This is a genomic window from Aquabacterium sp. (assembly GCF_004297345.1).
Classification (GTDB): Bacteria; Pseudomonadota; Gammaproteobacteria; order Burkholderiales; family Burkholderiaceae_C; genus Aquabacterium.
The window spans coordinates 1-9,831 of the sequence record NZ_SCTN01000251.1 but is presented as its reverse complement, the minus strand read 5'-3'; the positions used below and the strand labels follow the sequence as shown (position 1 = coordinate 9,831).

Genomic DNA, 9,831 nt, shown 5'->3' with positions numbered 1-9,831 from the left:
CACGTGCCGCTGGTCAGAGACGGGGACTATTGCCGCCGCGTGCAGCAGGCTGGCCCCTGGGATATCGTGGTAGTGGACGGACGTGATCGCGTCAACTGCATCAAGCAGTCGCTGCAGGCGCTCACCGCCACTGGCATCATCGTGCTGGACAACTCCGATCGCGATGAATACAAAGAAGGCATTGAGCTGCTCAAGCAACACGGGTTCCGCCAGTTGCGCCTGCGCGGTCTGGCACCGCTGATCACCTACATCACGCAGACATCCATTTTTTACCGTGATGGGAATTGTCTGGGACTATGAACACGCCAGGCAAGCCCGACTTCAGCGCGACACTCACCGGGCCCTGCCCTGTCGTGCTGTTCGCGTTCAATCGGCCGGACCATCTGGCCCGTACGCTAGCGTCCTTGCGAGCCAATGACCTGGCTGGTGGCACGGACCTGATCGTCTATTCCGATGGCCCGCGCTCACCTGAAGAAACTGCGGCGGTCGACGCCGTGCGCACACTGGTGCGCGCGACGCAAGGCTTCAAGAGCGTGACCCTTGTTGAACGCAAAACCAACCAGGGCCTGGCCAGAAACATCATCGAGGGCGTCACCGATGTGTGCGAGCGCGCTGGCCGCGTCATCGTGCTGGAGGACGACATGGTTACGTCGCCGCACTTCCTGCGCTTCATGAACGACGCGCTGGCCATGTACGAAACCGACGAACGCGTGGCCAGCATCCACGGCTATGTCTACCCGGTCAAGACGCCCCTGCCGGAGACCTTCTTCCTGCGCGGCGCCGACTGCTGGGGTTGGGCCACATGGCGCCGGGCCTGGCGCCTGTTCAACCCAGACGGCACAGCGCTTTACAAGACCCTGGTCAACAGCAAGCAGGAGGCTGACTTCAACTTCGGCCACAACTACGACTACATGGGCATGCTCAAAGAGCAGATCATGGGTCGCAACAATTCCTGGGCCATCCGCTGGTACGCATCGGCCTACCTGCAGGGCAAGCTCACGCTCTACCCCGGGCGCTCACTGGTTCACAACATCGGCAACGACAACTCCGGCACGCATTGTGACGACACCACGGCCTTCGACGTGCAGGTCAGCCAGACGCCGATCATGCTGGCCCCCATCGCCGTGGAAGACAACGCCCAGGCCCGCGCCAGCTTCGCCGCCTTCATGGGCGAGAACACCCGCATTCCCGCCAAGCGCCGAGCCAAGACATGGCTCCAGCACACCAAGCTCCGCCTATCCGAGCGCAATCGCCAGCGCAAGACGCTGAGTCGGTTGGACAAGCTGCAAGCCCAAGGGCAACTGCGCCTGGAGGGCCCCTACCCCAACTGGCAGGACTGCGCGCAGCGGTCATCGGGCTACGACCAAACCAACATTCTCAAGCAGGTGACCGAATCGGTGCTGAAGGTCAAGACAGGCCAGGCAGTGTTCGAACGCGACGGCGTGCTCTTCGACCACATTGAGTACGCCTGGCCCGTACTGGCCGGCCTGCTGCTGGTCGCAGCGCAGAACCAGCAAACCTTACGGGTGTTGGATTTCGGAGGTTCGCTGGGCAGCGGCTATTTTCAGAATCGCAAGTTCCTGCAAAACCTACGCGATCTGCAATGGGGCGTCGTCGAGCAAGCTGAATTTGTACGCCAAGGCCAGAACCTGATCGCCGAAGGCAGCTTGCGCTTCTTCGATACGGTCGCGCAATGCGAAGCCGACATGCACCCCAACGTGGCGCTGCTCAGCAGCGTGCTGCAATACCTGGACGACCCCTTCGCCATGCTGGCTCAACTGGAGCTAACTTCAGTGCGCACACTCATCATCGACCGCACACCTTTCTCCGATGCCTTGCAGGACCAATTCTTCGTGCAACACGTCCCCGCGTCCATCTATCCGGCCAGCTACCCCATCCGCGTTTTCTCGAGGCGCTTGTTCGATCTCAAACTGGCCGAGCGGTGGATTGAGTTGGAATCCTTCGACTCCGTGGACAATATCCCCTGCTCAGTGAACGCAAAGTGGGAAGGGCGCATCTATGTACGCAAATAAGGAAGTGCTCATCACGGGCGGACTGGGCTTCATCGGCTCCAACTTGGCACGGCGCCTGGTTGCCGAAGGCGCCAACGTGACGCTGGTAGACAGCCTCATTCCCCTGTATGGAGGCAACAAGTTCAACGTCCACGATATCGAGAACAAACTGCGCGTGAACATCTGCGATGTGCGTGACCCGCATGCCATGCGGCACCTTATCCAAGGCGTGGACTACCTGTTCAACCTGGCCGGCCAGACCAGCCACCTGGACTCGATGACGGACCCGCGCACCGATCTGGATATCAACGCCAGCGCTCAACTGTCCATCCTTGAAGCGTGCCGCCAATTCAACCCCGACGTCAAGATCGTATTCGCCAGCACGCGCCAGCTATACGGCAAGCCCGACTACCTGCCCGTCGATGAAAAGCACCCCATTCGCCCAGTCGACGTCAATGGCATCAACAAGCTTGCCGGCGAGTGGTATCACCTGCTCTACAACAACGTGCACGGCATCAAAGCTTGTGCGCTGCGTCTGACCAACACCTACGGCCCGGGCATGCGCGTCAAAGACGCCCGCCAGACCTTCCTGGGCATCTGGATTCGCCTGCTGCTGGAGGGAAAGCCCGTCAAGATTTTCGGCGACGGGCTTCAATTGCGAGACTTCAATTACGTTGACGACTGCGTCGATGCCTTGCTGATTGCCGGCGCATCGGACAAAGCCAATGGCCGCGTGTACAACCTGGGCAGCCAGGAGGTCGTCAACCTCAAGGATCTGGCTCAAAAGCTCACTGCCCTGCAGGCCGGGGCCTGCAGCGAACTCATTCCCTTCCCAGCCGACCGCAAGGCCATCGACATTGGCGACTACTACAGCGACTTCACGCTGATCGAATCTGAACTTGGCTGGAAGCCCAGGATCTCTCTGGACACCGGCCTGCGCAGAACACTCGACTTCTACCGACAACACCAACAACATTACTGGGAGCACCAATCGTGATCCTGATGAACGAGTTCAAAGCCGAACCCCAGGAAATCCGGGAAGCCACCCTGACCGCCGTAGCCCGAGTACTGGAATCCGGCTGGTATGTGCTTGGCAAAGAAGTCACCGACTTCGAACAACAATGGGCGGCCCTGTGTGGCGTGCAACACGGCGTGGGCGTTGGCAATGGCATGGACGCCATTGAGGTTGCCCTGCGTGCCCTGGACATCGGCCCTGGCGATGAAGTCATCACCACCCCGATGACCGCCTTCGCTTCAGTGCTGGGCATACACCGTGCGGGCGCAAAAGCCGTGCTGGCCGACATCGACACCCACACCGGCCTGATGAACATGGACAGCGTCAAGCGCTGCATCACCCCCAGAACCAAAGCCATCTTGCTTGTTCATCTGTACGGTCAGATACGGGACATGCAAGCCTGGGTCGCCCTTTGCCACGAGCACAAGATCGAGCTGATCGAAGACTGCGCGCAGGCGCACTACGCCCGAATCGATGGCAAGGTTGCAGGCAGCTTTGGTCGAGCCGGCGCCTACAGTTTCTATCCCACAAAGAACCTTGGCTGCGTGGGCGACGGCGGCATGATGGTCACGTCTGACACGGCCCTGGCGGAGCGTGCGGCGCGCCTGCGCAACTACGGCCAGAGCGTGCGCTACAGCCACCCGGAGCTGGGACTCAACAGCCGACTCGACGAAATCCAGGCCGCCATTCTGAAGGTCCGCTTAGCGTGGATGGACGAGTTCACCGCCAGACGCCAGGCCATTGCACGGCAGTACCGCGAAGGCCTTGTCAACCACAGCAAGGTCACGTTGCTGGCCGCCCCGCAAGAAGACGCTGCCCACGTCTACCACCTCTTCGTACTGCACTGTCAGGACCGTGAGGCCTTCCTGCGCCACATGACCGAACACAAGGTTCAGGCCCTGATCCACTACCCTATCCCCGTACACCATCAACCACCTTGCCTGGACATCCCGCGCGATCCCCAGGGGCTGAGGCAATCGGAGGCACATGCAGCCACCTGTGTCAGCATTCCCTGCCATCCACAGATGAGTGATACCGATGTGGCTGCCGTGCTTGCCGCCATCAATGCTTATTGATTGACGCGCCCCGATGGAACACTACGTCACGATCTTCGACAGCCTCTTTTTGCCCCAGGGTCTGGCGCTGCTCCAGTCACTAGAACGCCATGCTGGTGCCTTCACGCTGTGGGTGGTCTGCGTAAACGACGAGGCTTGTGACGTACTGGAAAAGCTCAAGCTGAATCACGTGCGCCCGCTGCGGCTAAGCCAACTGGAGGACCAACGCCTCAAGGACGTCAAGCCCGGTCGAGGCCCAGGTGAATACTGCTGGACGCTCACGCCCTATTCGTTCAAGTTCGTTTTTCAGGCGGATGCCTCTGTGCAACGGATCACTTACCTGGATGCGGATCTTTGGTTGCGCCAGTCCCCTGCCCCTGTCTTCAAGGCTTTCGAGGCAAGCGGCAAATCCGTCTTGATCACCGAGCATGCCTACTCGCCGGAATACGACCACAGCGAGGTTAGCGGCCACTATTGCGTTCAATTCCTGACCATCATGCGCGACAGTGGTGAAGTCGTGCGACAGTGGTGGGAGGACCGCTGCATCGAATGGTGCTTCGCGCGCTCGGAGGACGGCAAATTCGGCGACCAGAAGTACCTGGATGCATGGCCCACGCTGTTCGAAGACAAGGTGCACGTGCTTGCGGACAAAGAGCGCTTCCTTGCCCCCTGGAACGTCAATCGGTTCCCTCGAGGCAACGCTGTAGCCTATCACTTCCATGAGCTACGGCTACTGGCGGACAAGCAAGTCTGGCTGGTCGGCGGCTATGCCTTACCTCAAGGGGTAGTGGACTACATCTACGCGCCCTATCTGCTCGATCTCGGTCAAGCTGTCCACATGCTGAACAATGCTGGCTTCACAGCCCGTCCTCAGAAGACCGGCGCAAAGCTACGCAAGAAGTCGAGACTCAGCCAACTCTGGCGCCTTATCGGAGGCAAACCAATTTTTGTCGAGCACGCCCGCATCGCGCCGCTACCTTGAAGTCCAACAAAATGCCCGAGCCCCAGTGACTCAACATCGAACCAATGAGGCATAAGACTCAAGCAGACGCTCGGTGTAGTCCATCACGCTGTGAATCGTCAGATACTTCTGCACGAACCTTTGCCCCGATTCGGCCACGTCCTTAAACGTGCCTGGGCACTCGAGCTCTGCTTCGACAAAGCGTTCGACGTCTGCCTCACTCGTCGCGAGCAGCATATCGCCGCCGAGTCGAAGTGCCGGGAAATAATACAGGTCGTAGGGTGAGTCGAATTTGACAACGACGCTGTTGCTGAGCAAGCCCTTGACCAGCCGCGAGCAAGCCGCACCGTTACCGTCCATCGACATCAGAAAGCGGTGCCCCAACTGGTCCTGCCACCCCATCTGACCACCAAAGTAGGGCTGGCTTTCAAGCAGCGCACGGGCCTCATCCGAAACGCAATGCACAGCATTGGCAATGCGAAACAGTATCTGCGGATGGCCGTGGTAATACGCTGCGGCCCTCAAACGGGGAGTCTCACCGTTGCGAATGCCATCTTCGGTGAGCAATCCGCCAGTTGAAGAACCGACAAAACAGGCGCTAATGGACTTTTCCTCGTAGGAGACCGCGTCGCGCTCATCCCGATACCACTTGCTATGAAAGAAATCGACGTCTGGCAACAGCAAATGATGACCGCCACGCAACTTCTGAAAGCCAAAGATAGGTAGCTCGGTGGCATCGTCAGGAATGTCCGTGACATTCAGCGCCAAATCGAAGGACTCGTTTAGGCTGCCCCTGGCCAGCACAGTCTGGACGAAAGCCCGATACATCTGGGCCCTTTTCAGAAAACTGCGCTGCTCATGGCGCCGAGTGACCTCGTCTACCCCTGCGTACGAGACGTCCCCCTTGTCCCACAGGCGCACCTCGCGACCACGAACCGACAACACATACGTGCTGATCGAATGGCGGTTCAAATCATGCAGAAACTCCTGGGCGGCCAGACCAAGCAAGGGAGGATGCGCCTGCCAGTACGCGGTTTGCAGCGACACCAGACGATCAAGCTCCTGCGGCGATGCTGCCAATGCCGGCGCGGGTTCGCGCAAGGCCCTCCACATCCGCAGACGGAACTTCAAGATGTCACGCGTAGTCTTCAGCGAACTGAACATGTAGTTGAACTGCGGAGGTCCATGAAAGTCGGCGAGGCTACCATAGAGCCAGATACTCATCGAACACCAGCTTGGCGCCCGCCGAAGTCAGGTGACCCGCATCCCGATACAAAGGCTGCAGCGCTGCAGTATGCCCCGTGAAACAACTCGCTTGACCGCAACCGGCTCGCAGCAGCGTGTCGTACTGATCAAAGACACGAAGGCCCGGCTGCTTTGCTTGCATGGCCCTGAAGGCATCGCCCACATAAGCGTGGCTGGATGCAGAAACCACATGCAGGTCACCAAACTTGCGCAAGGCGGCGGCTCGCGTGGGGCTAGCGTCGAAAGTTGGGCGAGGCGTGAACAGATCTACCTTCGCACCCTGCCCCAACATCAATTCCAGCAAGCCAGTGAAAGCCTCGATGTTGCGGACCCGTGCCCGGGGATCGCCGTTCGCGGAGCCCTCGACATCGATTTGTGCCATGTGCTCATCAAGATTGGTGATCACAATGACTTGATCGAAGTGGATGGCCTTGATGGCAAGCTCCAGTCGTTGCCTGGCCTTACCGCAATCTCCATCGTGGCGCGCAAAATGCGCCGGAATGAAAGCACATCCGCCCACCGACATCTGCCAGGCGTCCAATTGACGAGCCAAGACGAAACGACGGAACTCCGAGGTGAAGTCGGCACTGTGGGAGTCGCCCAGTAGAAGAATCTTGCGATGCCCCGCAGAGGCATTAACCCTGCACAGGCTACCACTTTCAGAAATGCAGGGATACCCATCAACCCCCGAGGTCGCGTCATACTGGATCCAACTCTGTGCGAAGTAACCGCGAGGCAAGTGCTCCGCCACTGGCCTGTTCTCGAATCCCTTGAACACCCAACCTGCACCGCCCAACGCCAACAACACCAAGGAGCCACCAAGGGACCATGCGAATACCTGCTGCCGCGAATAACGGGCTTTGTCTCTGAACGGTGTTTCTACGAAGCGCCAACTGAACCAAGCCAGGACCAGCGCGATCATGCACAAGCCCCCCAGCAGCGTGGCCGACGGTTCGAACAAGCTCCGATACCGCGCATACGCCAACAAAGGCTGATGCCACAAATAGGCGCTGTAGCTGATGAGCCCTATTCCAACAAAAGGCCTGGAGCCCAGTAGCCTGCCAACCACGGTGTGGGGCCCGCAATACAAGATGATCAAGGCCGTGCCCAAGGTAGGAATCAGCGCGTAAATGCCAGGAAACGGCGTTGTGCGGTCAAAAGCCAGCACCGCGTAAAGCAACATCGCCAGGCCCAATATGCTCGCTACTTCACTGATGCAGCGCCCGCGCCTTAACTGCTCGCCATGACCATGACGGGCATACAAAGCTGTCAAGCTGCCAATCAGCAACTCCCACCCGCGTGTGGGCAGCATAAAGTAGGCGGATGCTGGCTTGTGCGCCTGCGCAAGCTGGGCTGCAGACAAGCTGAGCAATGCCACCGCCGCCAACAACGCCATCAACCACTTGATACCCAGCCGCCAGGCCACTGCAATGAACAGCGGGAAGATCACGTAATACTGCTCTTCGACGCTCAGACTCCAGGTGTGGAGCAAAGGCTTCAGTTCCACCGCAGTGTCAAAGTAGCCGCTCTCGTTCTTGAAATGAACGTTGGACAGGAACAAGGTAACCGCCACTACGCTCCTGGCAAAGCTGAGCATGTCGTTGGGCAACAACCAGAACCATGCAAACGGCAGGCAGGCCGCCATCACGAAAAAAAGTGCAGGCAAGATCCGCCGCGCCCTTCGCTCATAGAACCGGGCAATCGAGAAGCTGCCCGACTCATTCTCCGCCAGCAGTATGCCGGTGATCAGGTACCCGCTGATCACAAAGAAGACATCCACCCCAACGAAACCACCGCCAAAAACTCGAAAGCCCGCGTGAAAGAAAATGACGGGCAGCACCGCGAGCGCACGTAACCCATCAATTTCCCGTCTGTATGCCGTCATCCTGCGCAACGCCTCAGGATTGCACCTGACCAGCCAGTCGCATTTTCAACAGGCGTCGAAAATACTTGAAGCTGGAAATAAATCCATACTTCCTGTCGATCCGCAAATTTTCGACTTTGGTGCGAGGGCTGGAAGACAGCCCCCCGAGCTCAAAAATCGCGACCACATCATCAAAAAACAAGAATGAAGCGTTCGACAACTTCAACCGGATGAAGAACTCTCTGTCCGCACTGATTTTGTATTGCTGATCAAAACCACCTTGCTCGAGAAAAAGTTGCCGACGAACGGCCGCAGTAAGATGAGGAATAGTATCCTGATTCATCTGAGTTGGGTGGCGCTCGTGCACACCCATATTCACCCCCTCAAGCGAGCGCAGGTATGTTTTTGAATAAAAAACATCCGCAGAATGCGCTCGCATGAATTCAAGGTATCTTCTGTAAGCCTCCGGGACGACCTCATCGCCTGCATTCACATAGGCCAGATATTTCCCCCGAGCAAGACGGGCGCCTTTGTTCATGGCGTCGTAAATACCCGAATCGCTCTCTGACTTTATAACCACATTATTCATCCCCGCCGTCAATCTTTGCGCGACAGCGACTGAATCATCAGAGGACAAACCATCCACCACCACGCACTCGACGTCATTCGCCAATACTGGCAAAATGGAATTCAGAGTACGAGCCAGCCCCTTGGCATCATTTCTGTTAATGGTGATGATGGACAAGCGCATATTAAAAATCAAATGTAAAAGAGAGCGACATTTTGGCGACCAAGCTGGGGCGTGAGTTGTCGTGGATAATACGACCTCCTTTGCGCTTCGCTGCGCCCAACTCCCTTGCCATGACCATGCTGTCCACATTAAGCCTCAAAGTCAGTCAGTTGCACGATCAGGCTCTCTCCGCTGCGGGGGGACCACCGGTGGCCGAGCCCATCGCCACGGCCACTTCAGAGCGGTCCACCTTATTGTGGCAATGGATAGGCACCAACCACTACTTCAATAGCAAGTTGTGGGCAGAGGAGGACTTGGCGCGCCGCACAACGGTCAGCGATGGCGAGATAGCACTCAACAAGCGTGCTATCGACAAATACAACCAGGCGCGCAATGATGCCACCGAACGAGTTGATGAAATCTTGTTGACCGAACTGGGCTTGGTGGATGCAGCCTCGGCCCAAACCGACGCCCCCATTTCGAAGGTCCCCACTGGTGCGAGGCTCAACAGCGAAACGGCCGGCAGCATCATTGACCGGATGTCCATCATGGCGCTCAAGATCCACGCCATGCGGGTCCAAACTCTGCGCACCGACGTCGACCAAGCCCACCGAGACAGCAGCCAGGTCAAGCTTGAGCGACTCCTCCAGCAGCGCTCCGATCTGGGCAACTGCCTCGACGCACTGATCGCCGATACCCAGGCGGGCCGAGCGTACTTCAAGGTCTATCGGCAGTTCAAGATGTACAACGATCCGCGCTTCAACCCAGCACTGGTCGCGGAGCAGGCCAAGGCCAACGGCTGATGCGTGTTCTGATCGTCAAAACCAGTTCGATGGGCGATGTCGTACATGCGCTGCCGGCCATAAGTGACATGGCCATGGCCATACCTGACATCCAGATCGACTGGCTGGTCGAAAATGGCTTTGCAGCGATACCGGGCCAACACCGA

General features: G+C 58.2%; 9 protein-coding genes and 1 pseudogene. 7 read left to right on the top strand and 3 right to left on the bottom strand.

Annotation, left to right across the window (positions count from 1 at the left end):
- The 5 genes from EPO09_RS08875 to EPO09_RS08855 form a co-directional block, all read left to right on the top strand.
- Positions 1-300, top strand: a 300-nt coding sequence (locus EPO09_RS08875) for a hypothetical protein (RefSeq protein ID WP_290642265.1), incomplete at its 5' end; no start/stop codon positions are given.
- Entirely contained in the window at positions 297-2,033 is a 1,737-nt protein-coding gene (locus EPO09_RS08870) for a methyltransferase, TIGR04325 family (protein ID WP_290642263.1), read from the top strand. The genes EPO09_RS08875 and EPO09_RS08870, both read left to right, overlap by 4 nt.
- A complete protein-coding gene (locus EPO09_RS08865; protein ID WP_290642262.1) occupies positions 2,020-3,009 on the top strand; it encodes an NAD-dependent epimerase/dehydratase family protein in 990 nt (329 codons plus the stop codon). Before EPO09_RS08870 ends, EPO09_RS08865 begins: the two co-directional genes overlap by 14 nt.
- 5 nt (positions 3,010-3,014) lie before the next feature.
- On the top strand, positions 3,015-4,103 hold the full coding sequence (locus EPO09_RS08860) for a DegT/DnrJ/EryC1/StrS aminotransferase family protein (RefSeq protein WP_290642261.1): 1,089 nt from the start codon (positions 3,015-3,017) through the stop codon (positions 4,101-4,103).
- A 13-nt stretch (positions 4,104-4,116) separates the two neighbouring features.
- Entirely contained in the window at positions 4,117-5,064 is a 948-nt protein-coding gene (locus EPO09_RS08855) for a hypothetical protein (RefSeq protein ID WP_290642260.1), read from the top strand.
- A 30-nt stretch (positions 5,065-5,094) separates the two neighbouring features.
- Here EPO09_RS08855 and EPO09_RS08850 read toward each other — a convergent pair whose 3' ends face one another.
- From EPO09_RS08850 to EPO09_RS08840, 3 genes are read right to left on the bottom strand one after another with little or no spacing between them, the layout of a single operon-like run.
- The gene (locus tag EPO09_RS08850; protein WP_290642259.1) at positions 5,095-6,267 is read right to left on the bottom strand and encodes a glycosyl transferase family 90; all 1,173 of its coding nucleotides are present in this window, start codon (positions 6,265-6,267) and stop codon (positions 5,095-5,097) included.
- Positions 6,245-8,173, bottom strand: a complete 1,929-nt coding sequence (locus EPO09_RS08845; protein WP_290642257.1) for an acyltransferase family protein — start codon at positions 8,171-8,173, stop codon at positions 6,245-6,247. The genes EPO09_RS08850 and EPO09_RS08845 overlap by 23 nt, the downstream gene beginning before the upstream one ends.
- 13 nt (positions 8,174-8,186) lie before the next feature.
- Positions 8,187-8,903 (bottom strand): glycosyltransferase, encoded by a 717-nt coding sequence (locus tag EPO09_RS08840; RefSeq protein WP_290642255.1) that lies wholly within the window; start codon positions 8,901-8,903, stop codon positions 8,187-8,189.
- Between the two features lie 110 nt (positions 8,904-9,013).
- Between EPO09_RS08840 and EPO09_RS08835 the strand changes: the two genes are divergently transcribed.
- Together EPO09_RS08835 and EPO09_RS08830 are read left to right on the top strand one after the other, a co-directional pair.
- Positions 9,014-9,685: a DUF4254 domain-containing protein gene (locus tag EPO09_RS08835; RefSeq protein WP_290642253.1), complete on the top strand. Its 672-nt coding sequence runs from the start codon at positions 9,014-9,016 to the stop codon at positions 9,683-9,685.
- A pseudogene (locus tag EPO09_RS08830) lies at positions 9,685-9,831 on the top strand (lipopolysaccharide heptosyltransferase I); the annotation flags it as partial. The gene EPO09_RS08835 and the pseudogene EPO09_RS08830, both read left to right, overlap by 1 nt.

What these genes read in the sequence shown, in the direction of transcription:
- EPO09_RS08870 (WP_290642263.1), top strand. Translation starts at nt 297, where the DNA reads ATGAACACGCCAGGCAAGCCCGACTTCAGCGCGACACTCACCGGGCCC.
- EPO09_RS08835 (WP_290642253.1), top strand. Translation starts at nt 9,014, where the DNA reads ATGACCATGCTGTCCACATTAAGCCTCAAAGTCAGTCAGTTGCACGAT.
- EPO09_RS08855 (WP_290642260.1), top strand. Translation starts at nt 4,117, where the DNA reads ATGGAACACTACGTCACGATCTTCGACAGCCTCTTTTTGCCCCAGGGT.
- EPO09_RS08845 (WP_290642257.1), bottom strand. Translation starts at nt 8,173, where the DNA reads ATGACGGCATACAGACGGGAAATTGATGGGTTACGTGCGCTCGCGGTG.
- EPO09_RS08865 (WP_290642262.1), top strand. Translation starts at nt 2,020, where the DNA reads ATGTACGCAAATAAGGAAGTGCTCATCACGGGCGGACTGGGCTTCATC.
- EPO09_RS08840 (WP_290642255.1), bottom strand. Translation starts at nt 8,903, where the DNA reads ATGCGCTTGTCCATCATCACCATTAACAGAAATGATGCCAAGGGGCTG.
- EPO09_RS08850 (WP_290642259.1), bottom strand. Translation starts at nt 6,267, where the DNA reads ATGAGTATCTGGCTCTATGGTAGCCTCGCCGACTTTCATGGACCTCCG.
- EPO09_RS08860 (WP_290642261.1), top strand. Translation starts at nt 3,015, where the DNA reads ATGAACGAGTTCAAAGCCGAACCCCAGGAAATCCGGGAAGCCACCCTG.